The sequence below is a fragment of the Streptomyces sp. NPDC056479 genome (genome assembly GCF_042795335.1).
Taxonomy (GTDB): Bacteria; Actinomycetota; Actinomycetes; order Streptomycetales; family Streptomycetaceae; genus Streptomyces.
Window position 1 is genome coordinate 469,970 of the sequence record NZ_JBHTRZ010000008.1, and the last position, 25,355, is coordinate 495,324.

Annotated in this window: 25 protein-coding genes; 10 read left to right on the forward strand and 15 right to left on the reverse strand. The window is 70.7% G+C overall.

What is annotated here, in order from left to right:
* Nucleotides 1-106: 106 nt before the first annotated feature.
* The 3 genes from pknB (at nt 107) to ACFQ6S_RS31165 (ending at nt 3,669) form a co-directional block, all read left to right on the forward strand.
* Nucleotides 107-2,080: a Stk1 family PASTA domain-containing Ser/Thr kinase gene (gene pknB / locus ACFQ6S_RS31155; protein ID WP_383417051.1), complete on the forward strand. Its 1,974-nt coding sequence runs from the start codon at nt 107-109 to the stop codon at nt 2,078-2,080.
* Nucleotides 2,081-2,243: 163 nt separating this feature from the next.
* Nucleotides 2,244-3,107 (forward strand): deoxyribonuclease IV, encoded by an 864-nt coding sequence (locus ACFQ6S_RS31160; RefSeq protein WP_383417054.1) that lies wholly within the window; start codon nt 2,244-2,246, stop codon nt 3,105-3,107.
* Nucleotides 3,108-3,183: 76 nt separating this feature from the next.
* Nucleotides 3,184-3,669 (forward strand): DUF4396 domain-containing protein, encoded by a 486-nt coding sequence (locus ACFQ6S_RS31165; RefSeq protein WP_383417057.1) that lies wholly within the window; start codon nt 3,184-3,186, stop codon nt 3,667-3,669.
* A 22-nt stretch (nt 3,670-3,691) separates the two neighbouring features.
* On the opposite strand, the gene ACFQ6S_RS31170 is transcribed toward ACFQ6S_RS31165, so the two are convergent.
* Nucleotides 3,692-4,324, reverse strand: a complete 633-nt coding sequence (locus ACFQ6S_RS31170) for a sulfite oxidase-like oxidoreductase (RefSeq protein ID WP_383417060.1) — start codon at nt 4,322-4,324, stop codon at nt 3,692-3,694.
* A gap of 176 nt (nt 4,325-4,500) precedes the next feature.
* Here ACFQ6S_RS31170 and bfr point away from each other — a divergent pair, with 176 nt between their 5' ends.
* Nucleotides 4,501-4,977: a bacterioferritin gene (gene bfr, locus ACFQ6S_RS31175; RefSeq protein ID WP_383417062.1), complete on the forward strand. Its 477-nt coding sequence runs from the start codon at nt 4,501-4,503 to the stop codon at nt 4,975-4,977.
* On the opposite strand, the gene ACFQ6S_RS31180 is transcribed toward bfr, so the two are convergent.
* Together ACFQ6S_RS31180 and ACFQ6S_RS31185 are read right to left on the reverse strand one after the other, a co-directional pair.
* Nucleotides 4,974-5,207 carry a bacterioferritin-associated ferredoxin gene (locus ACFQ6S_RS31180; RefSeq protein WP_383417266.1) on the reverse strand — a complete coding sequence of 78 codons (234 nt, stop codon included), beginning with the start codon at nt 5,205-5,207 and terminating at the stop codon, nt 4,974-4,976. The two genes, bfr and ACFQ6S_RS31180, sit on opposite strands and share 4 nt — an antisense overlap.
* 143 nt (nt 5,208-5,350) lie before the next feature.
* Complete coding sequence (locus tag ACFQ6S_RS31185) at nt 5,351-6,703, reverse strand: class II 3-deoxy-7-phosphoheptulonate synthase (RefSeq protein WP_383417065.1); 1,353 nt, start codon at nt 6,701-6,703, stop codon at nt 5,351-5,353.
* Nucleotides 6,704-6,799: 96 nt separating this feature from the next.
* On the opposite strand from ACFQ6S_RS31185, the gene ACFQ6S_RS31190 reads away from it, so the two are divergent.
* Together ACFQ6S_RS31190 and ACFQ6S_RS31195 are read left to right on the forward strand one after the other, a co-directional pair.
* On the forward strand, nt 6,800-6,856 hold the full coding sequence (locus ACFQ6S_RS31190) for a trp operon leader peptide (RefSeq protein ID WP_071528813.1): 57 nt from the start codon (nt 6,800-6,802) through the stop codon (nt 6,854-6,856).
* A 124-nt stretch (nt 6,857-6,980) separates the two neighbouring features.
* On the forward strand, nt 6,981-8,861 hold the full coding sequence (locus ACFQ6S_RS31195) for an anthranilate synthase family protein (protein WP_383417068.1): 1,881 nt from the start codon (nt 6,981-6,983) through the stop codon (nt 8,859-8,861).
* Here ACFQ6S_RS31195 and ACFQ6S_RS31200 read toward each other — a convergent pair.
* From ACFQ6S_RS31200 to ACFQ6S_RS31220, 5 genes are all read right to left on the reverse strand, one after another.
* Nucleotides 8,813-9,808, reverse strand: coding sequence for a 2-hydroxyacid dehydrogenase (locus ACFQ6S_RS31200; protein WP_383417070.1), 996 nt, complete (start codon nt 9,806-9,808; stop codon nt 8,813-8,815). The two genes, ACFQ6S_RS31195 and ACFQ6S_RS31200, sit on opposite strands and share 49 nt — an antisense overlap.
* Nucleotides 9,809-9,901: 93 nt before the next feature.
* On the reverse strand, nt 9,902-10,930 hold the full coding sequence (locus tag ACFQ6S_RS31205; RefSeq protein ID WP_383417072.1) for a 6-phosphofructokinase: 1,029 nt from the start codon (nt 10,928-10,930) through the stop codon (nt 9,902-9,904).
* 159 nt (nt 10,931-11,089) lie between these two features.
* Nucleotides 11,090-11,782, reverse strand: a complete 693-nt coding sequence (locus ACFQ6S_RS31210; protein ID WP_383417075.1) for a response regulator — start codon at nt 11,780-11,782, stop codon at nt 11,090-11,092.
* Nucleotides 11,779-13,008 (reverse strand): MacS family sensor histidine kinase, encoded by a 1,230-nt coding sequence (macS, locus tag ACFQ6S_RS31215; RefSeq protein WP_383417078.1) that lies wholly within the window; start codon nt 13,006-13,008, stop codon nt 11,779-11,781. The genes ACFQ6S_RS31210 and macS overlap by 4 nt, the downstream gene beginning before the upstream one ends.
* A gap of 95 nt (nt 13,009-13,103) precedes the next feature.
* The gene (locus tag ACFQ6S_RS31220) at nt 13,104-13,835 is read right to left on the reverse strand and encodes a lysophospholipid acyltransferase family protein (protein ID WP_383417081.1); all 732 of its coding nucleotides are present in this window, start codon (nt 13,833-13,835) and stop codon (nt 13,104-13,106) included.
* 191 nt (nt 13,836-14,026) lie between these two features.
* On the opposite strand from ACFQ6S_RS31220, the gene ACFQ6S_RS31225 reads away from it, so the two are divergent.
* Nucleotides 14,027-14,806, forward strand: coding sequence for an alpha/beta hydrolase (locus ACFQ6S_RS31225; protein ID WP_383417084.1), 780 nt, complete (start codon nt 14,027-14,029; stop codon nt 14,804-14,806).
* Nucleotides 14,799-15,431, forward strand: coding sequence for a hypothetical protein (locus ACFQ6S_RS31230; protein ID WP_383417086.1), 633 nt, complete (start codon nt 14,799-14,801; stop codon nt 15,429-15,431). The genes ACFQ6S_RS31225 and ACFQ6S_RS31230 overlap by 8 nt, the downstream gene beginning before the upstream one ends.
* A 1-nt stretch (nt 15,432) precedes the next feature.
* On the opposite strand, the gene ACFQ6S_RS31235 is transcribed toward ACFQ6S_RS31230, so the two are convergent.
* The 6 genes from ACFQ6S_RS31235 to ACFQ6S_RS31260 form a co-directional block, all read right to left on the reverse strand.
* Complete coding sequence (locus ACFQ6S_RS31235) at nt 15,433-16,182, reverse strand: endonuclease/exonuclease/phosphatase family protein (protein WP_383417088.1); 750 nt, start codon at nt 16,180-16,182, stop codon at nt 15,433-15,435.
* Nucleotides 16,183-16,310: 128 nt separating this feature from the next.
* Nucleotides 16,311-17,264 (reverse strand): ROK family glucokinase, encoded by a 954-nt coding sequence (locus ACFQ6S_RS31240; protein WP_383417090.1) that lies wholly within the window; start codon nt 17,262-17,264, stop codon nt 16,311-16,313.
* Between the two features lie 111 nt (nt 17,265-17,375).
* Nucleotides 17,376-17,882: a DUF5304 domain-containing protein gene (locus ACFQ6S_RS31245; protein ID WP_383417093.1), complete on the reverse strand. Its 507-nt coding sequence runs from the start codon at nt 17,880-17,882 to the stop codon at nt 17,376-17,378.
* Between the two features lie 57 nt (nt 17,883-17,939).
* A complete protein-coding gene (locus tag ACFQ6S_RS31250; protein WP_383417096.1) occupies nt 17,940-19,118 on the reverse strand; it encodes an ArsA family ATPase in 1,179 nt (392 codons plus the stop codon).
* A gap of 146 nt (nt 19,119-19,264) precedes the next feature.
* Nucleotides 19,265-19,705: an SRPBCC family protein gene (locus ACFQ6S_RS31255; protein WP_383417098.1), complete on the reverse strand. Its 441-nt coding sequence runs from the start codon at nt 19,703-19,705 to the stop codon at nt 19,265-19,267.
* Nucleotides 19,706-19,848: 143 nt separating this feature from the next.
* On the reverse strand, nt 19,849-20,646 hold the full coding sequence (locus ACFQ6S_RS31260) for a metallophosphoesterase (protein ID WP_383417101.1): 798 nt from the start codon (nt 20,644-20,646) through the stop codon (nt 19,849-19,851).
* A gap of 296 nt (nt 20,647-20,942) precedes the next feature.
* Between ACFQ6S_RS31260 and ACFQ6S_RS31265 the strand changes: the two genes are divergently transcribed.
* Nucleotides 20,943-22,739 carry an AMP-dependent synthetase/ligase gene (locus ACFQ6S_RS31265; RefSeq protein WP_383417104.1) on the forward strand — a complete coding sequence of 599 codons (1,797 nt, stop codon included), beginning with the start codon at nt 20,943-20,945 and terminating at the stop codon, nt 22,737-22,739.
* Between the two features lie 87 nt (nt 22,740-22,826).
* Here the strand turns inward: ACFQ6S_RS31265 and ACFQ6S_RS31270 are convergent, their stop codons facing one another.
* Complete coding sequence (locus ACFQ6S_RS31270; RefSeq protein WP_383417107.1) at nt 22,827-23,969, reverse strand: glycosyltransferase family 4 protein; 1,143 nt, start codon at nt 23,967-23,969, stop codon at nt 22,827-22,829.
* A gap of 120 nt (nt 23,970-24,089) precedes the next feature.
* Between ACFQ6S_RS31270 and ACFQ6S_RS31275 the strand changes: the two genes are divergently transcribed.
* Nucleotides 24,090-25,325: a glycosyltransferase 87 family protein gene (locus tag ACFQ6S_RS31275; protein ID WP_383417110.1), complete on the forward strand. Its 1,236-nt coding sequence runs from the start codon at nt 24,090-24,092 to the stop codon at nt 25,323-25,325.
* Nucleotides 25,326-25,355: the final 30 nt, after the last annotated feature.

Below are 25,355 nucleotides of genomic sequence, written 5' to 3' on the forward strand. Positions count from 1 at the left end.
CGAAGGTATTGAGCCAGTGAGGCGTCCGTCACAGGTCGGCTCCAGTCCCGCTCCGATCACGCCCGAACGGGCGGGGCTGTCGGTGACGGCTCGTACACTCGCCTGCGTGGATACGACCCTTCAGGACCCTCTGGTCGGGCAGGTGCTCGACGGCCGGTACCGCGTGGACGCGCGGATCGCCGTCGGCGGGATGGCCACGGTCTACCGGGCCCTGGACACCCGCCTGGACCGCGTGCTCGCGCTCAAGGTGATGCACCCCGCGCTTGCGGTGGACGGAGTGTTCGTCGACCGGTTCATCCGGGAGGCGAAGTCCGTCGCCCGGCTGGCGCACCCGAACGTGGTGCAGGTCTTCGACCAGGGCACCGACGGGTCGTACGTCTATCTCGCCATGGAGTACGTCGCGGGCTGCACCCTGCGCGACGTACTGCGCGACCGCGGGGCGCTGCAGCCCCGGGCGGCCCTGGACATCCTGGAGCCGGTCCTGGCCGCGCTCGGCGCCGCGCACCGCGCCGGGTTCGTGCACCGGGACATGAAGCCGGAGAACGTCCTGATAGGGGACGACGGGCGGGTCAAGGTCGCCGACTTCGGGCTCGTGCGGTCGGTGGACACCGTGACCAGCACCACCGGTGCCGTGCTCGGCACCGTCTCCTATCTCGCGCCCGAGCAGATAGAGCAGCCCGGCACCGCCGACGCCCGCGTCGACGTGTACGCGTGCGGTGTCGTCCTCTACGAGATGCTCACCGGCGACAAGCCGCACGACGGGGACTCCCCCGCCGTGGTGCTCTACAAGCACCTGCACGAGGACGTCCCGCCGCCCTCGGCGGCCGTGCCGGGACTGGCGTACGAGCTCGACGAGCTGGTCGCCTCGGCCACCGCGCGCACCCCGGACATCCGCCCGTACGACGCCGTGGCGCTGCTCGCGCAGACCCGGGAGACGCGCGCCGCGCTCAGCGCGGACCAGCTGGACGCGGTGCCGCCGCAGGCACTCTCGACGCAGCACGGCAACGCCGACGACCGTACGAGCGTCATCCCGCGCGCGCTCAACTCCCCCGCTCTCGGCTCCGCTCACGCGGGGGGACCCCCATCGCGGCCGCTGCCCGTGAACGGCCACGAGCCCGAGGCCGTCTTCAACCGGACCAGCCGGCTGGAGACCCCGCCGCCCCCACCGCCCGCGCACCGATCGCGCGCCTCGCGCCGGCCGCGCGGCCCGTTCGTCATCGTCGCCGCCGTCCTGCTGGCCCTCGGCCTGGGCGTCGGCATCTGGTACATCAACTCCGGCCAGTTCACCCAGGTCCCGCCGCTGCTGTCCAAGACCGAGGCGCAGGCCCGGGACCGGCTGGAGGAGGCCGGGCTGGATGTCGGCAAGGTGGAGCGGTCCTACAGCGACACCGTCAAGCGCGGCACCGTCATCAGTACGGACCCGGAGACCGGCGCCCGCATACGGCACAACGACTCCGTGTCGCTGGTCATCTCGGCCGGACCGGAGACGGTGAAGGTGCCCGACCTCCAGGGCTACCCGCTGGCCAAGGCCAGGAGCGAGCTGAAGGAGAGCGGTCTCCAACCGGGCATGGCGGTCTGGGAGTTCAACGACGAGGTCACCCGGGGCTCGGTGATCTCCTCGGACCCCGGTGACGGCACCAAGGTCCGCTCCGGCTCCGCGGTCGCGCTGACCGTCAGCAAGGGCAGCCCGGTGGACGTCCCGGACGTCACCGGCGAGGACCCGGCCGACGCCAGGGCCGACCTGGAGGAGGCAGGCCTGAAGGTGAAGATCGCCGCCGCACGGGTCAACTCCGAGTTCGACGCGGGCCAGGTCGCCCAGCAGTCGCGGACGGAGGGCAAGCAGGCCGCCGAGGGCGACACCGTGACGCTCACGCTGTCCAAGGGCCCCGAGATGATCGAGGTCCCGGACGTGGTCGGCGACAGCGTCGACGACGCCAAGGCCGAGCTGCAGGGCGCCGGCTTCGAGGTCGACGAGGACCGCGGTCTGCTCGGCCTGTTCGGCGACACGGTCAAGAAGCAGTCCGTGAAGGGCGGGAAGACGGCACCGAAGGGATCGACGATCACGATCACCATCCGGTGACGGACGCTGCGCCGGGCCTGCGCCGGGCGCCGATGGACATGCCACGTCATGCCGTCGGGCGCCTGCGGGCCGGTGGGAGTTGCTCGCGCAGTTCCCCGCGCCCCCGGCTGGGTGCAGTCACCCGACCGCGGAAAGCGCCCCACCCCCATGGGACCCTTGACCGGTGACAACTCAGCGCAACCCCGTCGGCGGCCATGTCCCCGTGGCCGGCGGCCTCAGCTCCGTCGGGCTCGCCTACGCCCACGATCTCAAGGCCGAGACGGTCCAGGTCTTCGTCGCGAATCCGCGCGGCTGGGCCACCCCGGCCGGGAACCCGCGGCAGGACGAGGAGTTCCGCGCGGTGTGCGAGGCCGAGTCGATCCCGGCGTATGTGCACGCGCCGTACCTGATCAACTTCGGCTCGCACACCGAGGCGACCGTCGAGAAGTCGGTGGAGTCGCTGCGGCACTCGCTGCGGCGCGGGCGGGAGATCGGCGCGCTCGGCGTGGTCGTGCACACGGGCAGCGCGACCGGCGGCCGGGAGCGCTCGGTGGCACTGAAGCAGGTACGGGAGCACATGCTGCCGCTGCTGGACGAGCTGACCCACGACGACGACCCGTTCCTGCTGCTGGAGTCGACGGCAGGCCAGGGCTTCTCGCTGTGCTCGCGCACCTGGGACTTCGGGCCGTACTTCGAGGCGCTGGACGCCCACCCGAAGCTGGGCGTGTGCCTGGACACCTGTCACATCTTCGCCGCCGGGCACGACCTGACCGGCCCCTCCGGTATGCACCAGACGCTCGACCTGCTGGTGGACACCGTCGGCGAGGGCCGGCTGAAGCTGATCCACGCCAATGACTCCAAGGACGTCGTCGGCGCTCACAAGGACCGGCACGAGAACATCGGCGCGGGCCACATCGGCGAGGACCCGTTCCGGGCGCTGATGACGCACCCTGCCACCGAGGGCGTACCGCTGATCATCGAGACGCCCGGCGGGAAGGAAGGGCACGCGGCGGACGTGGAGCGGCTGAAGAAACTTCGCGACGCATAGTCCGTTACGGAATACCCCAGGGGGGTATACGGTTCTTGCTCGATGCGGGAACCGTGACCTGACATTGGGGGCACTCATGCGGCACGAAGCGCACGCGGCACACGGTCACCACCACGAGGCGACCGCCACCAGCAGCTGGGCGATGGCCGCCCAGGCCACCCTGCACTGCCTCACCGGCTGTGCCATCGGCGAGGTGCTGGGCATGGTGATCGGCACCGCGCTCGGCTGGGGCACCGTGGCGACCCTGATCCTGGCGATCGTCCTGGCCTTCTTCTTCGGCTACGCGCTCACCCTGCGCGGAGTCCTGAAGGCGGGCGTGAGCCTGCGCACCGCGCTCAAGGTGGCGCTGGCCGCGGACACCCTGTCCATCGCGGTGATGGAGCTGGTCGACAACGGCGTGATCGTGCTGTGGCCGGGCGCCATGGACGCCGAGCTCACCGACCCGCTGTTCTGGTGGGTACTGGCCATCGCACTGGCCGTCGCCTTCGTCCTGACGACGCCGGTCAACAAGTGGATGATCGGCCGCGGCAAGGGGCATGCAGTGGTGCACCAGTACCACTGACGGCCACGGCAGGGATCAGGAGTCAGAGCTCGGGGCCGTCCCCGGGCTCCTCCTGGTACGAGTACCGCTGTTCCTTCCAGGGATCGCCGATGTTGTGATAGCCGCGCTCCTCCCAGAAGCCACGGCGGTCGGCGGTCATGTACTCGACGCCACGGACCCACTTGGGCCCCTTCCAGGCGTACAGATGAGGGACGACCAGACGGAGGGGGAAACCGTGCTCCGCCGTCAGCAGTTCGCCGTCCTTGTGGGTGGCGAAGATCGCGCCCTCGGAGGCGAAGTCGTCCAGGCGGAGATTGGAGCTGAAGCCGTACTCCGCCCAGACCATCACATGGGTGACGGCCGGCGCGGGCGGGGCGATCTCCAGGATCGTACGGGCCGGGATGCCGCCCCACTCCGCACCGAGCATGCTGAACTTCGTGACGCAGTGCAGATCGGCGACGACGGTGGTGTACGGCAGGGCCGCGAACTCCTCGTGGGTCCAGCAGCGCTTCTCGCCGTCGGCGGTGGCGCCGAACACCCTGAACTCCCAGCGTTCGGGACGGAACTTCGGGACCGGTCCGTAGTGCGTCACCGGCCAGCCGCGCTGCAATCGCTGCCCCGGCGGAAGCTCGGAGTGTGCTGCTGCTCCGCTTTCGCGCTCCACCGGCTGACCCATGACTCCATCCTGACAGACCCGAAGCAGTGCACCTGACCCCACCCTCCGTAATTCCGTCCAAACTGGACTAAGCATGCACTTACTTACTAAGTGAAGACTTACTGGACGATCTTCGCCGCCGGTGCAATCATGCGGCGCAACCTGGCAGTTCCCCCGCTTGGAAGGAGCCCGAAGCGATGCAGGGCGACCCCGAGGTCCTCGAATTCCTGAACGAGCAGCTCACCGGCGAGCTCACCGCGATCAACCAGTACTGGCTGCACTACCGGATCCAGGACAACAAAGGCTGGACGAAGCTCGCCAAGTACACGCGTGAAGAGTCCATCGATGAGATGAAGCACGCGGACAAGCTCACCGAGCGCATCCTCATGCTGGACGGCCTGCCCAACTACCAGCGGCTGTTCCATGTGCGGGTCGGCCAGACGGTCACGGAGATGTTCCAGGCCGACCGGCAGGTCGAGGTCGAGGCGATCGACCGCCTCAAGCGCGGCATCGAGGTGATGCGTACCAAGGGCGACATCACGTCGGCGAACATCTTCGAGTCGATCCTCGAGGACGAGGAGCACCACATCGACTACCTGGACACACAGCTGGAGCTCATCGACAAGCTCGGCGAGGCGCTCTACATCGCGCAGCAGATCGAGCAGCCGAGCTAGGCGGCGTCCGCCAGGCCGGTGAGCATCGGCTTGCCCTGGTCGGCCATCTCACGGCGAGGGCACGCATCCCTGCCCAGGAGCGCCTGGATGCGCCGTACACACGACCCGCAGTCCGTGCCCGCCTTGCAGGCCGAAGCTATCTGGCGGGGAGTGCAGGCACCGTCCTCCGCGTGCTTCTTGACCTGCTGCTCGGTGATGCCGAAGCAACTGCAGACGTACACGCGGTTCACCTCCCGGCGGGATCGATGTGCCATCCCCTTGATCGGTGAGGCTAACCTAACCTTACCCGGCTCACAGGATCGGTAAAAGTGCTGTGGGGCGCGGATCGAATGTGATCCGCGCCCCACTCATGCTTCTGTAACAGGCGAGCCCGTCACTGGTCCCTGTACATCTCCGCGACAAGGAACGCCAGGTCGAGGGACTGGCTGCGGTTGAGCCGCGGGTCGCAGGCCGTCTCGTAGCGCTGGTGCAGATCGTCGACGAAGATCTCGTCGCCGCCGCCCACGCACTCGGTGACATCGTCACCGGTGAGCTCGACGTGGATGCCGCCCGGGTGGGTGCCGAGGCCCTTGTGGACCTCGAAGAAGCCCTTGACCTCGTCGAGCACGTCGTCGAAGCGGCGGGTCTTGTGACCGGAGGCCGCCTCGAAGGTGTTGCCGTGCATCGGGTCGGTCACCCAGGCCACCGTGGCGCCGGAGGCCGTGACCTTCTCGATCAGCTCGGGGAGCTTGTCACGGACCTTGTCCGCGCCCATGCGGACGATGAAGGTCAGCCGGCCCGGCTCGCGGTCGGGGTCGAGGCGCTCGATGTACTGCAGCGCCTCCTCGGCCGTCGTCGTCGGGCCGAGCTTGATGCCGATCGGGTTGCGGATCCGCGAGGCGAACTCGATGTGCGCGTGGTCCAGCTGCCGGGTGCGCTCACCGACCCACACCATGTGCGCCGAGACGTCGTACAGCTGCCCGGTGCGGGAGTCGACCCTGGTCAGCGCGGACTCGTAGTCGAGCAGCAGCGCCTCGTGCGAGGAGTAGAACTCGACGGTCTTGAACTCCTCCGGGTCGGCCCCGCAGGCGTGCATGAAGTTCAGCGCCTGGTCGATCTCGCGGGCCAGCTGCTCGTAGCGCTGGCCGGACGGGGACGACTTCACGAAGTCCTGGTTCCAGGCGTGCACCTGGCGCAGGTCGGCGTAGCCGCCGGTGGTGAAGGCGCGCACCAGGTTGAGCGTGGAGGCGGAGGCGTTGTACATCCGCTTCAGGCGCTCGGGGTCCGGGATGCGGGCGGCCTCGTTGAAGTCGAAGCCGTTGACCGAGTCGCCGCGGTACGTCGGCAGGGTCACGCCGTCGCGGGTCTCGGTGCCCTTGGAACGCGGCTTGGAGTACTGGCCGGCGATCCGGCCGACCTTCACGACCGGCACCGAGCCGGCGTACGTCAGGACGGCGCCCATCTGGAGCAGGGTCTTGAGCTTGTTGCGGATCTGGTCGGCGGACACCGCGTCGAATGCCTCGGCGCAGTCGCCGCCCTGGAGGAGGAACGCCTCTCCCTTGGCGACGGCAGCCATCCGGGCGCGCAGCTGGTCGCACTCGCCCGCGAAGACGAGCGGCGGATACGACTCCAGCTCCGCAACGACTGCGCGCAGAGCCTCGGTGTCGGGGTACTCGGGCTGCTGCGCCGCGGGCAGGTTTCGCCAGGTGTTGCCAGCACTCGCGCTGGTCTTAGCGTTCACGGTCACGACCTCAACATTACGGGGTCGTGTCGGGCGTCCTGCCCCATGCCCAGCAATTGAGACACGAGGTACACGACTCGGACATGGGGTAGGGTGCCTCGCATGTTCGCGCACTCGACCCAGAACTGGTGGTGGACCGCTCATCCGGCGGCCCACTGACTGCGCGTACGAAAGACTTCGCGAAGGCCGCCCGAGGGGCGGCCTTCGGCGTTTCCCGGGGTCCGTTCCTCACCGAGATCGACCGCATCGATCGGCATCGATCGACATCGACGGAAGAGGAACCATGGACCTGGCACGGCTCCTGCACGACCCCCGCCCTTTCGCCCTGCTGCGCCGCCGCACCCCGGGCCACGGCCACGACCTGATCGAGGTCCTGATCGGCCCGGTCGCCACATACGACCGTCTCGCCGACCTCCCCGACGAGGGCCTGGCGCTGGTCCCCTTCCGCCAGATCCGCGAGCGCGGCTTCGACGTCCGCGACGACGGCACGCCCCTGACGGTGCTGACCCCCGAGGAGTCGTACGGCATCCCGCTGGCCGAGGCCCTGGAGCGGCTCCCGGCCCACGACGTGCGCGTGGAGGGGGGCGGCTTCGATGTCGGTGACGAGGAGTACGCGGAGATCGTCGGGCGGGTGCTGCGGGACGAGATCGGGCGGGGCGAGGGCGCGAACTTCGTGATCCGGCGGACGTACGAGGGTGACATCCCGGGGTTCTCCCGCGCCGACGCGCTGGCGCTGTTCAGACGGCTGCTGGAGGGTGAGCGGGGGGCGTACTGGACGTTCGTGGTGCACACCGGGGAGCGGACGCTGGTCGGGGCGAGCCCCGAGGTGCATGTCCGGATGTCCGGCGGCACCGTCGTCATGAACCCGATCAGCGGGACGTACCGCTATCTCGCCGAGGGCCCGACGCCCGAGCATCTGCTCGGCTTCCTCGCCGACGGCAAGGAGATCGAGGAGCTGTCGATGGTCGTCGACGAGGAGCTCAAGATGATGTGCACCGTCGGCGACATGGGCGGGGTCGTCGTCGGGCCCCGGCTGAAGGAGATGGCGCACCTCGCGCACACCGAGTACGAGCTGCGCGGGAAGTCCTCCCTGGATGTGCGGGAGGTCCTCAAGGAGACCATGTTCGCGGCCACCGTCACCGGCTCGCCGGTGCAGAACGCCTGCCGGGTCATCGAGCGGCACGAGGTCGGCGGGCGCGGGTACTACGCGGGGGCGCTGGCGCTGATCGGCCGGGATTCCGGCGGCGCCCAGACCCTCGACTCCCCCATCCTGATCCGCACCGCCGACATCGACGCGGACGGCGGGCTGCGGGTGCCGGTCGGCGCCACGCTGGTGCGCGGGTCGGACCCGGAGAGCGAGGTCGCGGAGACACACGCCAAGGCGGCGGGAGTACTGGCGGCCCTGGGCGTACGACCGTCCCGGCCCCGGGACGAGCACGCGCGCGTACGTCTCGCCGACGACCCGCGCGTGCGTGCCGCCCTCGACGGGCGCCGCTCCTCGCTGGCCCCGTTCTGGCTGCGGATGCAGGAGCGGTCCGAAGAGCTCGCCGGACACGCCCTGGTCGTCGACGGTGAGGACACCTTCACGGCGATGCTGGCCCATGTGCTGCGGTCCAGCGGCCTCGACGTGACCGTGCGGCGCTACGACGAGCCCGGGCTGCGGGAGGCGGTGCTCGCGCACGAGGGGCCGGTGGTGCTCGGCCCCGGGCCGGGTGACCCCTCCGATCTCACCGACCCCAAGATGCGCCTGCTGCGCGACCTCACCGCCGAAGTGATCCGGAACCACCCGCACGGCGTCCTCGGCGTCTGCCTCGGCCATGAGCTGATCGCGGCCGAGCTGGGCCTGGAGATCGTGCGCAAGGAAGTGCCGTACCAGGGCGCGCAGACGACGATCGACCTGTTCGGGCGGCCGGAGACGGTCGGCTTCTACAACAGCTTCGTGGCGCGCTGCGACGACGAGGCCCGGCGGGAGCTCGCCGCGCACGGCGTCGAGGTCGCCCGGGCGGACAACGGGGAGGTGCATGCCGCACGCGGGCCAGGCTTCGCCGGTGTGCAGTTCCACCCCGAGTCGGTCCTGACGCTGAACGGCGCCGCCGTCGTACGCGATCTGCTGGGTCAGTTGCGCGGGACCAGCACGTTCTCGGAGCGGCGGCCCGCGGTGTAGTCCAGGACGTTCCGCAGCGTGGTCTCGACGATCTGGCCGACGGCGTCCTCGGTGTAGTACGCCTGGTGCGAGGTGACCAGGACGTTGGGGAAGGTGACGAGCCGGGCCAGGGTGTCGTCCTCGATGGCCTGGAGGGACTTGTCGAGGAAGAAGAGCCCGGCCTCCGCCTCGTACACATCGAGACCGACCCCCGTGAAGCGGCCCTCGCGCAGCTCGGCGACGAGGGCCGCGGTGTCGATGAGGCCGCCCCGGCTGGAGTTGACCAGGATCGCGTCGTCCTTCATCGCCTTCAGGGCGTCCGCGTCGATCAGCCGGCTGGTCTCCGGCATCAGGGGGACGTGCAGGCTGACCAGGTCGGACTCGGCGAGGAGGCGTTCCTTGGGGACGTAGTGCATGCCGAGTTGCATACAGGCGGGGTTCTCGGCGACGTCCCAGCCGAGCAGTTTCATGCCGAAGCCGTGGGCGATGCGGGCGAAGGCCTCGCCTATCTTTCCGGTGCCGAGGACTCCGGCGGTGCGGCCGTGCATGTCGCGGCCCATCAGGCCGTCGAGGCGGAAGTCGAAGTCACGTGTGCGCGTGGAGGCGCGCACGATACGGCGGTTGACCGCCATGGCGAGGGTCCAGGCGAACTCGGCCACGGAGTACGGCGAGTAGTACGAGACCCGGGCGACGGTCATGGCGAGGCGCCCGGCGACCTTGAGGTCGATGTTGTTGAAGCCCGTGGAGCGCTGGGCGACCATCCTGGTGCCGCCGGCCGCGAGGGTCCCCAGGACGCGGTCGCCGAGGTCGCAGTTGACGCTGGTGCAGACGATCTCGTGGCCGGTGGCGATGGGCGCGGTGTCCTCGTTGAGGAAGACGTCCAGGCAGCGCACCTCGTGGTGGCCCCGGAAGGCCCGCTCGATCAGCGGCCTCTCGTCCGCCTGCACGCCGAAGGCGAGAATCTCCAAGGCCGCTCCCGTTTCATAGGGCTATGGGCCGAATATTACGGCCCATAGCCCTATGCCGCCGGGCGGAATACGACCGCCGTGACGGCTCCGGGCTCAGCCGAAGAAGACCCCGACCTCGTCGTAGAGCTTCGGGTCCACGGTCTTCAGCTTGGCCGTGGCCTCCGCGATCGGGACCCGGACGATGTCCGTGCCGCGCAGCGCGACCATCTTGCCGAAGTCACGGTCACGGACCGCCTCGATGGCGTGCAGCCCGAAGCGGGTGGCCAGCCAGCGGTCGAAGGCGCTCGGGGTGCCGCCGCGCTGGATGTGTCCGAGGACCGTCGTACGGGCCTCCTTGCCCGTGCGCTTCTCGATCTCCTTGGCCAGCCATTCGCCGACCCCGGACAGCCGGACGTGCCCGAAGGAGTCCAGCGACCCGTCCTTCAGCACCATTTCGCCGTCCTTGGGCATGGCGCCCTCGGCGACGACCACGATCGGGGCGTACGACGCCTTGAAGCGTGAGGTGATCCAGGCGCAGACCTTGTCGACGTCGAAGCGCTGCTCGGGGATGAGGATGACATTGGCGCCGCCGGCCAGCCCGGAGTGGATGGCGATCCAGCCGGCGTGACGGCCCATCACCTCGCAGACCAGGACCCGCATATGGGACTCGGCGGTGGTGTGCAGCCGGTCGATGGCCTCCGTCGCGATGCCGACGGCGGTGTCGAAGCCGAAGGTGTAGTCGGTGGCGGACAGGTCGTTGTCGATCGTCTTGGGCACGCCCACACAGGGCACGCCGTACTCGTCGGACAGTCGGGCGGCGACGCCGAGGGTGTCCTCGCCGCCGATGGCGATGAGCGCCTCGACCTCCTGCTTGGCGAGGTTCTCCTTGATGCGCCGGATGCCGTCCTCCTGCTTGAGGGGGTTGGTGCGCGAGGACCCGAGGATGGTGCCGCCGCGCGGCAGGATGCCGCGCACGGCGGGGATGTCGAGACGGACGGTGTCGTTCTCGAGCGGACCTCGCCAGCCGTCCCGGAAGCCGACGAAGTCGTAGCCGTACTCCTGCACGCCCTTGCGGACGACGGCCCGGATGACGGCGTTGAGACCGGGGCAGTCGCCGCCTCCGGTCAGTACTCCGACCCGCATGGAAATGTCCCTTCGCCGCGGTTGCCTGGTGAGGCCACGCTAATGGTGAGCCAGGTCACAGCGGGATGGGTCGGACCGGCAATTCCGGTGAACCGCCGGGTGTTCGGTTTACGCGCCGTCAAACGGACGGCCGACGATCACTCGGCCTCGAACCGCGGGTCACTCGTCGTCGAGGCCGCGCTCTATCGCGTATCGCACCAGCTCCACCCGGTTGTGCAGCTGGAGCTTGCCGAGGGTGTTCTGGACGTGGTTCTGGACCGTGCGGTGGGAGATGACCAGGCGTTCGGCGATCTGCTTGTAGCTCAGACCCTTGGCGACGAGCCGCAGCACCTCCGTCTCGCGGTCGGTGAGCTGCGGGGCGCCCGGCTGGTCGGCGTCCTGGGCGGCGGGCGCCGGGTCGGAGGCGAGACGGCGGTACTCGCCGAGGACCAGCCCGGCCAGGCCCGGCGTGAACACCGGGTCGCCGACGGCCGTACGGCGCACCGCGTCCAGCAGTTCCTCCGTGGACGCCGACTTCAGCAGATAGCCGGTCGCGCCGGACTTCACGGCCTCCAGGACGTCGGCGTGCTCGCCGCTCGCGGACAGGACGAGGACGCGCAGGGCCGGGTTGTGGCCGACGAGTTCCTTGCAGACCTGGACGCCGGGCTTGGCGGGCAGGTTGAGGTCGAGCACCAGGACGTCGGGGGCGGCGGCCTTGGCGCGGCGTACCGCCTGGTCGCCGTCGCCCGCCGTGGCGACCACGTCGAAGCCGGACTCGCCCAGGTCGCGGGCGACCGCGTCGCGCCACATCGGGTGGTCGTCGACGACCATGACCCTGATCGGGTCCTGCCGTCCGTGCGCGGTGTCGGTCATCGCTGCTCCGCCTTCCCCCGTGAAGCGCTGCCGGCCTTCGGTACTTTCAGTTCCACCTCGGTGCCCTGCCCCGGCACCGAGATCAGTTCGGCGCTGCCGCCGAGGTCCCGCAGCCGCCCCCGGATCGACAGGGCGACGCCGAGCCGGCCCTCGCCCTCGGCCTGAGCGAGCCGGCCCTCGGGGATGCCGGGGCCGTCGTCCCTTACGGTGACGATCACTTCGCCGGGCTCGTCCTCGACGAGGATCCACGCGCGCGCGTGCTCGCCTGCGTGCTTGCGTACGTTGTCCAGCGCGGCCCCCACGGCGGCGGCCAGCTCCCGTGCGGCGTCCACGGCCAGCGACACCGGCGCGCCCGGCTCGGCGAGGCTGACCTTCGCGCCCGCGTAGGGGGCGAGCAGCGCACGCAGATCGACGGGAGCGGTGGAGTCGTCGGGCTCCTGCACGGCGCGTACGACGGCTCCTTCGGCGGCGTCCTCCGACAGCCGCGACACGGGCACCAGTCCGCCCGAGACCAGCGTGCGCAGCGCCACCTCCTGCTCGCCGGCCATCCGGCCCAGCTCGGCCGCCTCACCGCCGATGACGGCACCGCGCCGCTGCACCATCGCCAGCACCTGCAGGACGCCGTCGTGGATGTCGCGGGCGAGGCGCTCGCGCTCACGGGTCGCCGCCTCGATCTCCAGGGCGCGGGCGAGGGTGCGCTCGGAGGCGCGGGCGACCTCGACGACGTAGCCGATGGCGATGGAGGCGATCCAGACCAGCAGCACCATGTGGACGGTGTCGCGGGTCGGGACCCCGGAGCGGTGGATCAGGTTGGCGGCGGCGACCAGCGTGGAGGCGAAGGCGGCCCAGCGCCAGCCGCCCTTGATGGCGAACGCAAGGACCGAGCCCGCCGTCCATATCGACGGCAGGGTCGGGGCCCCGGCCGCGATCCGCTCGGGCGACTCGGCGATGCGGGTGAGCAGGATGCCGGCCAGCGCGATGGTGAGGTCCGCGGTGAGGAACCGCTTGGTGCAGTTCGCGGCGTTGGCGACGCGCGGCAGGGTGGCCAGCGTCCACACGGCCAGTACGGCGAAGTAGGCGATGGCCACCCAGGGGCGGGCGACCTCGTCGTAGGCGCTGACGAAGAGTCCGATGGCGTACACCATCGTCAGCACCCGGTAGCCGGTGAGCGCACGCCACAGCGGCTGCTCGACGGACATGCGCATGACCCGCTCACGCTCGGCCACGCCCCCACCCCCCTTGTTGTCGGATCGCCCCGGCCAAGACTGCCCTGTCCCGGCCCGGACCGCTCCGCCTCGTCCGCCTGCTTCTGCTGAGCCCGCTACTTCTCCTGCTGAGCCTTCTTCGCCTGTTCCTTCTCCGCCTTCGCCGCGTCCGCGATCTGCCGCTTGGCGGCGGTCGCGTACATGTCGACGTACTCCTGGCCGGAGAGCTTCATGATCTCGTACATGACCTCGTCGGTCACCGCGCGGAGCACGAAACGGTCGTGCTCCATGCCCTGGTACCGGCTGAAGTCCAGCGGCTCGCCGATCCGGATGCCCGGGCGCATCAGCTTGGGCATGACCTTCCCCGGCGGCTGGATCTTCTCCGTGTCGATCATGGCGACCGGAAGGACCGGCGCTCCGCTGGCGAGCGCCACACGCGCGAGGCCGCCGGGCTTGCCCCGGTAGAGCCGGCCGTCGGGCGAGCGGGTGCCCTCGGGATAGATGCCGAACAGCTCGCCGCGCTCCAGGACCTCGATGCCGCTCTTGACCGCGGCCTCACCCGCGCCGCGCGCTCCGGAGCGGTCCACGGGCAGCTGGCCGACGCCCTTGAAGAAGGCGGCCGTCAATCTGCCCTTGACGCCTGGGGTGGTGAAGTACTCGGCCTTCGCGATGAAGGTCACCTTGCGGTCGAGGACCGCGGGCAGGAAGAACGAGTCGGAGAACGAGAGGTGGTTGCTCGCCAGGATCGCGGGGCCCTCGGCGGGGACGTTCTCCAGGCCTTCCACCCAGGGCCTGAAGGCGACCTTCAGCGGTCCCCCGATGGTCACCTTCATCGCGCCGTACAACAACCGAGTGCCTCCTGTTTGTGTCGGTCAGACCTTAACCCGGAGCGCTGTCAATGAGCCCGACGGCCCTGGTCGGTGTCAGTGCGGTCGCGTACGGTGAAGGACACCTGCTGTTTCGATGTGCGGCTCCGCAGCGCGGGTTCATGTCGTCGCACCCGTCCATGCCGTCCCTCTCACGAACGGGAGACCGTAAGGTGCCGGTCCTTCCTGGAGCCGAGCCGTACCGCCACGAGGGCGGGGAGGTCGGGGTCCTCCTCTGCCATGGCTTCACCGGTTCCCCGCAGTCGCTGCGCCCCTGGGCGGAGTATCTCGCCGAGCGCGGGCTCACCGTCTCGCTGCCGCTGCTGCCGGGACACGGCACGCGCTGGGAGGACATGCAGCTCACCGGCTGGCAGGACTGGTACGCCGAGGTGGACCGCGAGCTGCGCGGTCTGCGCGACCGCTGCGAGCGGGTCTTCGTGGCCGGCCTGTCCATGGGCGGCGCCCTGGCCCTGCGGCTCGCCGCGAAGCACGGCGAGAAGGTGGCCGGCGTCCTGGTCGTCAATCCGGCGAACAAGGTCCACGGCCTGCCCGCGTACACCCTCCCGGTCTCCCGCCACTTCGTCCGTACGGCGCCGGGGATCGTCAGCGACATCGCCAAGGAGGGCGGCGCCGAGATCGGGTACGACCGGGTGCCGCTGCACGCGGCCCACTCCCTGCGGAACTTCTTCCGGCAGGTCGACGGCGAACTGCCGCAGGTCACCCAGCCGCTGCTGCTTCTGCGCAGCCGGCAGGACCACACCGTGCCGGCGGTGGACTCGGCGCGGATCCTGAGCCGGGTGTCGTCCACGGACGTAACGGAGATCGTGCTGGAACAGAGTTATCACGTGGCGACGTTGGACCATGACGCGGACCGGATCTTCGAGGAGAGCCTCGGATTCATCGGCCGGGTCGCGACCGGCGTCGGCAGAGAAGGGACGACTGCACGTGGCTGAGCACGACTCCGACCGCGAGGATCGCGAGGACCGCGAGCCGGAAGAGCAGCACGTCCCGTTCGACGAGGACGCCGCCTGGGCCGCGATCGTCGCCGGGTACGGCGACGAGCCCACGGACCCGCCGGGCGCGAAGCCGTTCAAGTCGATCGAGGACCTGGCGTTGCCCGAGTCCGACGCGAACGACGGGACCAGCGGCGGGACGGGCGCGGGACCGAAGACGGAGAAGACCGACCAGGGCGAGCAGGACGAACAGGACGAGGAGCCCGGCGAGGCCAAGCCGGCCAAGCCGCTCGGCAGCTCGGTGTCCTTCGCTCCCGGCATCGGCCCCCGCGACTACAGCGTGCCCGAGCCGTCCGAGGACGACCTCGACGCCGAGGACGAGGGCCACTTCGTCCCGCCCGAGCCACCGCCCCTGCCCGCCGCCGACCCGACCGCGAAGTTCGCCTGGCTCGCGGTGATCGGCGGACCGATCCTGCTGCTGCTCGCCGTCGTGCTCGGCTGGGACATGACGTGGTGGCTGGCCACGCTCGGCATCGGCGGGTTCCTGGGCGGGTTCGCCACGCTGGTGATGCGGATGAAGACGGACGACGAGGACGACGATCCGGGGCGGGGCGCGGTCGTCTGACCTACTGAGCTGCGGGAATTCTGAGGGCGGCCAGGACCGGAAGGTGGTCCGTGGCCGCCCTCAGGTCTTTCTGCGTGATGCCGGGCTGCCCGAGGGGCACTCCGCAGCCGAGTACCTCTACGCCCTTGGTGGCGAAGATCGCGTCGATGCGCTGGTGCGGGTCGAGCGGGGTCGAGGTGTACTCGCTGCCCCAGGGGGCGGTGGCCCAGCAGTCCTGGAGGCTGTCGGCGAGGCGGCGGAAGGTGCGGCCGGTGGGGCGGTCGTTGAGGTCGCCGCCGGCGATCGCGTGCTCCACGCCCAGGCCGGCGAGGCGGTCCAGCAGCATGCCGCCCTGTGCGTAGCGCTCGTCCTTCTGCAGGGAGAGGTGGCAGCACAGGACGCCGAGGCGGGCGCCGCCGAAGCGGAGCACCGCCGTGGCGAAGCCGCGCCGGTGCAGTCCGGGGGTGAGCGGCAGGAGCACGTCCTGCGTCCGCTCCACGGTGGTCCTGAGGTTGCACAGGATCGCCGGGCCCGCGGCCGTGGCGCCGCCGGTGAGGATGACGAGGTTCGCCGCGCGGGCCAGGCGGGCGAGTTTCTTGCGCCAGCGGAAGAAGCGGGGGGCTTCCTGGATGAGGACCACGTCGGGGTCGCAGGCGGTGATGACGCGGGCGAGGGCCGTCGTGTCGTCGCGCATGGAGCGGATGTTGTAGCTGAGGACGCGGATGAGGGCTGAACCGTCAGGGTTTGTGCGGGACTCGGGGAGCAGCGCCATGTCGATCAATTTACGCCCAGTGCCTCGGGGCGCGAGGTTTGTTCGCGACTGCCGGTTCGTTGTGGCTTGTCGCGCAGTTCCCCGCGCCCCTTGGGTCGGCACTGTGGGCGCACCCCGAGAAGCCGGCGCTACATGATCGGGTCCGGCTCCCGGGCCAGGTCCGCCGCGCCCACCAGGCCCGCCTCGTTGCCCAGTTGGGCGGCGATGACATCGGCCACGGGGCGCCAGTTGCCGCCCACCAGCCAGCGCTTGTAGGACTTGCGGATGGGGTCCAGGACCAGTTCGCCCTCGTCCGAGAGGCCGCCGCCGACGATGAAGGCGGAGGGGTCGAAGAGGGAGGCCAGGTCGGCGAGGCCCGCGCCGGCCCAGCGGGCGAGCTCGCGGTAGGAGTCGACGGCGACCGGGTCGCCCTGGCGGGCGGCCATGGAGATGTGCTTGCCCTCGATGCCCTCGGGGCTGCCGTCGCCCAGGCCGAGCAGGATCTCGGCGTTCTCCGGGGTGGCGTTGGCGCGCTGCTTGGCGTAGCGCACCAGGGCGCGGCCGGAGGCGTACTGCTCCCAGCAGCCCTGCGAGCCACAGCCGCACAGCAGCCCGTCCGGGACCATCCGGATGTGGCCGAACTCCGCGGCGACCCCGTAGTGTCCGCGGCGCAGCTTGTTGCCGATGATGATGCCGCCGCCGAGGCCGGTGCCCAGCGTGATGCAGATGACGTTGCGGTGGCCCTTGCCGGCGCCGAACTTGTACTCGCCCCAGGCGGCCGCGTTGGCGTCGTTCTCCACGACGACGGGGAGGCCCACGCGGGCCTCGACCTTCTCCTTCAGCGGCTCGTTGCGCCAGTCGATGTTGGGGGCGAAGTAGACCTCCGAACGCTGACGGTTGACATATCCGGCCGCACCGATGCCCACGCCGACGATCTGGTGTCCGGCGCGCGCTCCCTCGACGGCGGAGGCAATGGCGTCCACGATCCCGTCGGGCGTGCCCGGGGTCGGCACCTTGTGGGTCGAGAGGATGTTGCCTTCCTCGTCGACCACACCGGCCGCGATCTTGGTACCGCCGATGTCGACGCCGATGGTGAGTCCCATGAATCCCTCAGTTTCGGTCGAGCCCCGCTACGGCCAACCGTACCCGAGGCCCTGAGGCCGGGTTCCCGTCGTCCGCCCGGCGGGACGGGCCCGGGAGGGAGTCGTGCCGCGTCAGTCCAAGTCGATGCGCTGGCCGGGGCCGGTGCCCTCGCCCGGGTCGCGCTTGTCGTCGTCGAGCTCGTCCAGTTCCTGGGCGTCGTCAGGGCCGCTCGTCCAGCGCCGTTCCTGGTTCTGGACCGCGGAGCGGTAGGCGGCGAGGAGTTCGTTGCCGGCCGCGGCGAGGTGGTCGAAGACGTCCGGGTTGCGGTCGATGACGGGCTCGACGGCGGCCTTGGCCTGCTGCACGACCTGCTTGACCACCTGCTGGGCGGCGGGTCCGGCGACCGCGCCGAGCAGCGGGGACTGGATGGTCGACAGCTTGTCCGCGACGGCGTCGACGAGCTTGCGCAGTTCCTCGGCGGCCGAGCCGGGCGGCGCCCCGTACTCGGCGCGACGGCGGGCCTTCTCCTCGGCGAGGTCCTCGGCGCACGCCGTCGCCCAGGCGTCGGCGTCGCTCGCCCGTACCTCGTCGACGGCCTCCTGCTCGGTGCCCTCGGACGGGGGGAGCTCTTCGCTCATGACGGACTCCTGACTACGGTTCGTCTCTCCGACGTTACCCGAACGGGCGTACCTGCTTCACCGGGTCCGTGGCCACAGACCCGGATCCGGCGCGAACCGGATCCGCAGCTCGCCGTCGCGCAGCGCGGCCCCGTCCACGGCGCACCGGCGCAGGGCGGACGGCAGGGGCACGATGCGCCGGAACTGCCCGGCGGTGACGACGAGTTCGTCGCCGCGCCGGATGAGGTCGAGTTCGTCGCGTGCGGCGCCGGGCAGCGGGATGTGCCAGACGAGGACGCCGTCCTCGGCGAGCCGGTCGGTGACGGGCCACTCGACGGTGGACGACGTGTCGTTGACGGCGGGCACGGCGAGCGCGGCGAGGTCGTCGGTGCCGCGCGGGTCCCGCCCGAGGTGGGCGACGCCCCGGACGTCGTAGCCGTCCTCGCGCCACTCCTCCAGGACCTTGCGCTGCTGGGCCACGGGCCCGGCGAGCCAGCTGCCGGCCGCCGCCTCCGTCTCCGGCAGGACGCGGTTGGCGATCAGCACGTCGGGGCGCAGACCGCGCAGGGCGAGGGCGAGGCCGGCGGCACGCACGGCGTCGGCGCCGCCCGGTCCGGGTTCGGCGACCAGTCGTACGACGGTGTGGCGGTCGGCGACGACGGCCTCCACGGCGGCGAGCTCGAGGTCCCAGCGGGCAGTGGTCTCATACAGCCACTCCGCGGGCATCGGCACGCCGGCCAGTCGTCCGAGGACGGGGCGCAGCGCACGGGCCGCCTGCCGCTCGGGCGGCAGCAGCCGGCGCAGATAGCGGCGCAGTTCCTCGGGGAGGGAGAGCAGTGCGAGGGCGTGCGGGGTGGCGGGCAGATCGACGACGAGAAGGTCGTGGGCCTCGGTGAGCGCGGCGTCCCGCAGGGCCCGCAGCAGCGCGAGTTCCTCGGCGCCGGGGAGGGGGGTGACCTCCTCCGGGTCGAGCCGGGAGGCGCCGAGGAGGTCGAGGGCGGTGGTGGCGCGCTCCTGGAAGGCGGCGAGGTCGTCCCGGAATCCGGTGTCGGCGTCGGGGCGCCAGGCGGTGAGGCCCTCGGCGACCCGGGTCGGCGCCGCTCCCGTGCGCACGCCGAGTGCCGCGCCCAGGGTGTCGGTGCGGTCGGCGCTGAGGACGAGGGTGCGGGTGCCCTCACGTGCGGCGGCGAGCGCGGTGGCGGCGGCGACGGTGGTACGGCCGCTGCCGCCGGGGCCCGTGATCAGGATGGTGCGCATGGGGGTGAACCGTAACGGACGTCGGAGTTCGGGCCGATTTCGCGTCACCCGGCGTCATGGCAGGTGGGTGGGCCCGACAGCGGGCCCGGCAGACGGACGGGTGGACAACGCGTATCGCGTACCCCCGCCCACCCGCGGCGAACCGCCTACTTGCCCGACTCGACCCGCTTCTTCAGCCCCGCCAGCGCCCGGTCGATGATGACCTTCTCGGCCTTGCGCTTGATCATGCCGAGCATCGGGATCTTGACGTCCACCGTCAGCTGGTACGTGACCTCGGTCGACCCGGCGCCCGCCGGCTTGAGGATGTACGAGCCGTCGAGGGAGCGCAGCATCTGGGACTTCACCAGCGTCCAGGACACCTCGTTCTCACCGGTCCAGGTGTACCCCAGCACCTGGTCGTCCTTGATCGCCCCGGCGTCCATGACGAGACGGACCTGTTCGGCGCGGCCCTGGTCGTCGGACTTGAGGACCTCCGCCTCCTTCACCTCGCCGGTCCAGTCCGGGTAGCGGGCGAAGTCCGCGATCACCCCCATCACATCGGCCGGTGCCGCCTCGATCGTGATGCTCGAGCTGGTGTGTTCCGCCATCGCCGTGGCTCCTCCAGATGCGGGCCGGTAGGAAGTCGTGGTGCGCACGCAAGTGCCGCGTGAAGGCTACCGCGCGCCCGACCGGCCGACTTCACCCCCACCTGCGCCATCGTCGCGAAACCGCCCACCGCATCCGAATTCGCTCACCATTCCAGCGCCCACGGCTTCCCCGAGCCGGCGAAGTGCCCCACGTTCACGCACTCCGTGGCGCCGATCCGCATCCGCCGGACCAGCGGTTGATGCACATGTCCGAAGAGGGAGTAACGAGGACGCGTCCGGCGAATCGCCTCCAGCAGCGCCTTGCTTCCCCGTTCGAAGCGCCGCGCGACCGTGTCGTAGACCAGTTCCGGGACCTCGGGCGGGATGTGCGTGCACAGCACGTCCACCTCCCCGACGGCCTCGATCTTCGCCGCGTACTCCTCGTCACTGATCTCGTACGGCGTGCGCATGGGGGTGCGCAGCCCGCCTCCGACGAAGCCGAAGACCCGGCCGCCGATCTCGACCCGCTCTCCGTCCAGCACGGTCGTGCCCGGCCCGGCGTACTCCGGCCACAGAGGCGGCATGTCGACATTGCCGTAGGTGGCGTACGTCGGCGTCGGGAACGCCGCGAACAACTCGGCGTACTGCTTGCGCACCGCCTTCTCGATCGCGGCCCGCCGGTCCGAGCCGATCCCGGCCCACAGCTGCGCCCCGAACTCCCGCGCCTCCTCGAAGCGCCGCGCGGTGCGCAGCTCCACGATGCGGTCGGCGTTCTCCACCCCGAACAGGTCGGGGAAGATGCCGCGCGAGTGGTCGGCGTAGTCCAGGAACAGCACCAGGTCGCCGAGGCAGATCAGGGCGTCCGCGCCCTCACCGGCCCTGGCCAGGTCGCGGGCGTTGCCGTGCACATCGCTGACCACATGAACGCGCGTTCTGCGGTTTCCCGTCGGTGTCGGTGCCATGGCGATCAAGGGTAGGCGTGTGCGGCATACGTGAACAGTGGCAGCCGAATCGACGGTTACTGGCCAGTCGTCAGACCGCTCGACTACTGTGCGCGCAGAAACACCAATCCGTGTGACGCAGCGAACATCTCGCCGGACCCCCCTGTCGAAGACGCCATACCGGCGGGTAACGTCCGGGCAGTCCAGTCGTGCTCAGGATTTCAACATGTGAATTCCTGAGCACCTGCCCGAGCCTTGGACCGCACCGTCGCATCACACAACGTCGTGGCGCCGGCGCCCTATGAGGAGCAGCAGTCTTGCGCGAGTTCAGCCTTCCGGCTTTGTACGAGGTCCCTGCGGACGGCAATCTGACCGACATCGTCCGCAGAAACGCCGCGCAGCACCCGGACGTGGCCGTCATCGCCCGCAAGGTCGGCGGTGCCTGGCAGGACGTCTCGGCCACCACCTTCCTCACCGAGGTGCACACGGCCGCGAAGGGGCTCATCGCCGCCGGCGTCCAGCCGGGCGACCGGGTGGGCCTGATGTCCCGCACCCGCTACGAGTGGACCCTGCTCGACTTCGCGATCTGGTCCGCGGGCGCGGTCACCGTGCCGGTGTACGAGACCAGCTCGCCGGAGCAGGTGCAGTGGATCCTCGGCGACTCGGGCGCGACCGCCATGGTCACGGAGCTGGACGGCCACACCGCCGCCGTCGAGTCGGTGCGCGACCGGCTGCCCGCCCTCAAGCACGTCTGGCAGATCGAGGCCGGCGGCGTCGAGGAGCTGGGCCGGCTCGGGCAGGACATCAGCGACGCGGCGGTCGAGGAGCGCAGCTCGCTGGCCAAGGCCGACGACCCGGCGACCATCGTCTACACCTCGGGCACGACCGGCCGTCCCAAGGGCTGTGTGCTGACCCACCGCAGCTTCTTCGCCGAGTGCGGCAACATCGTCGAGCGTCTGCGGCCCCTGTTCCGCACCGGCGAGTGCTCGGTCCTGCTCTTCCTGCCGCTGGCGCACGTCTTCGGCCGCCTGGTGCAGGTCGCGCCGATGATGGCGCCGATCAAGCTGGGCACCGTCCCGGACATCAAGAACCTCACCGACGAGCTGGCCTCGTTCCGGCCGACGCTGATCCTCGGCGTGCCGCGCGTCTTCGAGAAGGTCTACAACTCGGCGCGCGCCAAGGCGCAGGCCGACGGCAAGGGCAAGATCTTCGACAAGGCGGCGGACACCGCCATCGCCTACAGCAAGGCGCTGGACACCCCGACCGGCCCGGCCGTCGGTCTGAAGATCAAGCACAAGGTCTTCGACAAGCTGGTCTACAGCAAGCTGCGCGCGGTGCTCGGCGGCAAGGGCGAGTACGCCATCTCCGGCGGCGCCCCGCTGGGCGAGCGGCTCGGGCACTTCTTCCGCGGCATCGGCTTCACGGTCCTGGAGGGCTACGGCCTGACCGAGTCCTGTGCCGCCACCGCGTTCAACCCCTGGGACCGGCAGAAGATCGGCACGGTCGGTCAGCCGCTGCCGGGTTCCGTGGTGCGGATCGCGGACGACGGGGAGGTGCTGCTGCACGGCGAGCACCTGTTCAAGGAGTACTGGAACAACCCGGGCGCGACCGAGGAGGCGCTGGCCGACGGCTGGTTCCACACCGGTGACATCGGCACCCTCGACGAGGACGGCTACCTCAGGATCACCGGCCGCAAGAAGGAGATCATCGTCACCGCGGGCGGCAAGAACGTCGCCCCGGCCGTGATCGAGGACCGTATCCGGGCGCACGCGCTGGTCGCGGAGTGCATGGTGGTCGGCGACGGACGGCCGTTCGTGGGCGCGCTGGTCACCATCGACGAGGAGTTCCTGGACCGCTGGTGCGCCGACCACGGCAAGCCGACGGGCTCCACCGCGGTGTCGCTGCGCGAGGACCCGGACCTGCTGGCCGCGATCCAGTCGGCGATCGACGATGGCAACGCCGCGGTGTCGAAGGCGGAATCGGTGCGGAAGTTCCGTATTCTGCCGGCCCAGTTCACTGAGGATTCGGGCCATCTGACGCCGTCGCTGAAGCTCAAGCGCAACGTCGTGGCGAAGGACTACGCGGACGAGATCGAGGCGATCTACCAGAAGTAGCAAGCCCCTTTCGTACGACGGCTCATGGCGCGGTGTCCTCCAGGAGGACCCGCGCCATGATGCGTTCGGCGAGCGAGCCGGCCCCGCTCACAGCAAGGCTTTGAGCTTCTCCGCCAGCAGGTCCCAGCGCCACTTCTCCTCGACCCACTCCCGGCCCCGCTCCCCCATCCTGCGGCGCAGCTCGGCGTCGCCGAGGAGGGCGACGACGCGCTCGGCGGTGTCCTCGGCGGAGCCGCCCCGCACCACCCAGCCGGTCTCCCCGTCGAGCACCGCGTCCGGCGCCCCGCCCGAGTCGCCGGCGACGACCGGCAGTCCCGTCGCCGAGGCCTCCAGGTAGACGATGCCGAGACCCTCGACGTCGAGGCCGCCCCGGCGGGTCCGGCACGGCATCGCGAAGACGTCGCCGGCACCGAAGTGCGCGGGCAGCTCGGACCAGGGCACGGCGCCGGTGAAGCGGACCGAGTCGGTCACCCGGGTCTCGGCGGCCAGCTTGCGCAGGTCGTTCTCGTACGGCCCGCCGCCGACGATCAGCAGCACGGCCTCCGGCTCGGCGGCCAGAATGCGGGGCATGGCCAGGATCAGCGTGTCCTGTCCCTTGCGCGGCACCAGCCGGGACACACACACGATCACCGGCCGGTCGGTCAGCCCGAGCCGCGCCCGCACCTCGTCGCCGCCCGACCCCGGATGGAAGGTCTTCTCGTCGACCCCCGGCGGCAGTTGCGCCATCCGCGAGGCCGCGTCCGGCGTCAGCGCGGTCGCGATCCGCGAGCGCGTGTACTCGCCGAGGTAGGTGATCGTGTCCGTCGACTCCCCGATCCGGCGCAGCAGCTGCCGGGCCGCGGGCAGCTGGGCCCACCCCGCCTCATGACCGTGGGTCGTGGCCACGAGGCGCTCGGCGCCCGCCTTGCGCAGTGCGGGGGCCATCAGACCGAGCGGGGCCGCCGCCCCGAACCACACCGACGTACAGCCGTGCTCGCGCAGCAGCCCGACCGCCCGCCGGGTCGCCCCGGGCGTCGGCAGCAGCATCGTCGTACGGTCCCGTACGACCGTGAAGGGCTGCTCGGCGTCGAAGGCGGCCGTGGCCTCGGCACCCTCGCGGCCGCGCTTCCAGGTGGAGGCGTAGACGACCAGCCGCTCCGGGTCCAGCCGCAGCGCCATGTTGTGCAGGAACGCCTGGATACCGCCGGGACGGGGCGGGAAGTCGTTGGTCACGATCAGGGTCTTGTCCATCGCCGCCGACCTTACCGAAGCCGCTGTTCACAGCCGGGGCCCGGCCACGCCTGTGGCCCGCACACAGCCGGACACGACATCATGTTCCATTCAAGGCGGAAGCGAACGGCAGGGGATCCGGTGGAGACGACGGGCACGCGGCGGTCCATGGCGTGGCTTCTGGGCGTCTGGGGTCTGACCAGGGTGGTCCTGCTGCTGTTCGTGTTCAAGGTGTACGTCTTCCCCGGGCCGGACGTCACCAGCGACGTGTCGGTGATCTACCAGGGCTGGTACGACGTGCTGCGCACCGGAACGTTCCCCCTGGGCGACGTCACCTGGCAGTACCCGCCCGCCGCGGCGCTGCCGATACTCTCCCCCGCGCTGGTGTTCTGGCTGGACTACCCGTCCGCCTTCTTCGTCCTGGCCTTCACCGCCGACCTGGTGGTCCTGCTCCTCCTGCTGTACGCCGGCCTGCGCCCCGGCCGCACCCTGCGCGGGACCTGGGTGTGGGTGGCGGGCGTACCGCTGCTCGGACCCACCGTGTACGCGCGCTACGACGTGATGGTGACCGCCGTCGCCGTGGCCGCGCTGCTCGCGGGCACCCGGCGTCCCCGGCTGATGGGCGCGCTGGCGGCCTTCGGCGCGATGGTCAAGGTGTGGCCGGTCCTGCTGCTGCTCGCGGCCCGTGGACGCGCCGCCTGGGGCTGGGCAGCGCTGACCATCGGCGTCCTGTCCGCGGTGTTCGCCCTCGCCATGCCCGGCGCCTTCGCCTTCCTGACCTTCCAGCGGGACCGGGGCACCGAGGTGGAGTCGCTGGGCGCGCTGGTCTTCCATGTGGCCCGGCAGCACGGCTGGGACGGCCAGGTGCTGCTGAACTACGGCTCGGTGGAGTTCCTCGGCCCGTACGTCGACGTCGTCAGTACGGCCGCCCTGGCCCTGAGCGGGCTCGCCTTCGGCTGGCTGCTGCTGTGGCGGCTGCGGGCCCGGCGGTTCGAGGCGCACACGCTCGCGGACGCGGCCTTCGTGGCGGTGCTGATGTTCACGACGACCAGCCGGGTGATCAGCCCCCAGTACATGGTGTGGCTGGTCGGCCTCGCGGCCGTGTGCCTGTGCTTCCGGGAGAGCCAAATGCGGCGCCCGGTCGCCCTGGTGCTCGCGGCCTCGCTGGTGACGGTCCTGGAGTTCCCCGTCTGGTTCGCCCACGTCGTCGCCAGCGACTCGCTCGGCATCACCCTGCTGTTCCTCCGCAACGGCCTGCTGGTCGTCGCCACCCTCCTCGCGGCCCGCGAACTCTGGCACGCGACGGCGATCCGGGCGACCCCCGCCGCCGTACCGGCTCAGACCACCCGCGCCAAGGAAACGTCCCTGCCCTCCTGACGACCGGCCCGGCGTGAGCGCCGCACCGCG

Coding starts and splice junctions, on each gene's coding strand:
- ACFQ6S_RS31250 (WP_383417096.1), bottom strand. CDS start 19,118: ATGCGCACCATCCTGATCACGGGCCCCGGCGGCAGCGGCCGTACCACC.
- ACFQ6S_RS31205 (WP_383417072.1), bottom strand. CDS start 10,930: ATGCGGGTCGGAGTACTGACCGGAGGCGGCGACTGCCCCGGTCTCAAC.
- ACFQ6S_RS31170 (WP_383417060.1), bottom strand. CDS start 4,324: ATGGGTCAGCCGGTGGAGCGCGAAAGCGGAGCAGCAGCACACTCCGAG.
- bfr (WP_383417062.1), top strand. CDS start 4,501: ATGCAGGGCGACCCCGAGGTCCTCGAATTCCTGAACGAGCAGCTCACC.
- ACFQ6S_RS31260 (WP_383417101.1), bottom strand. CDS start 20,646: ATGGCACCGACACCGACGGGAAACCGCAGAACGCGCGTTCATGTGGTC.
- ACFQ6S_RS31270 (WP_383417107.1), bottom strand. CDS start 23,969: ATGGACAAGACCCTGATCGTGACCAACGACTTCCCGCCCCGTCCCGGC.
- ACFQ6S_RS31245 (WP_383417093.1), bottom strand. CDS start 17,882: ATGAGCGAAGAGCTCCCCCCGTCCGAGGGCACCGAGCAGGAGGCCGTC.
- ACFQ6S_RS31165 (WP_383417057.1), top strand. CDS start 3,184: ATGCGGCACGAAGCGCACGCGGCACACGGTCACCACCACGAGGCGACC.
- ACFQ6S_RS31195 (WP_383417068.1), top strand. CDS start 6,981: ATGGACCTGGCACGGCTCCTGCACGACCCCCGCCCTTTCGCCCTGCTG.
- ACFQ6S_RS31255 (WP_383417098.1), bottom strand. CDS start 19,705: ATGGCGGAACACACCAGCTCGAGCATCACGATCGAGGCGGCACCGGCC.
- ACFQ6S_RS31235 (WP_383417088.1), bottom strand. CDS start 16,182: ATGGCGCTGCTCCCCGAGTCCCGCACAAACCCTGACGGTTCAGCCCTC.
- ACFQ6S_RS31210 (WP_383417075.1), bottom strand. CDS start 11,782: ATGACCGACACCGCGCACGGACGGCAGGACCCGATCAGGGTCATGGTC.
- ACFQ6S_RS31240 (WP_383417090.1), bottom strand. CDS start 17,264: ATGGGACTCACCATCGGCGTCGACATCGGCGGTACCAAGATCGCGGCC.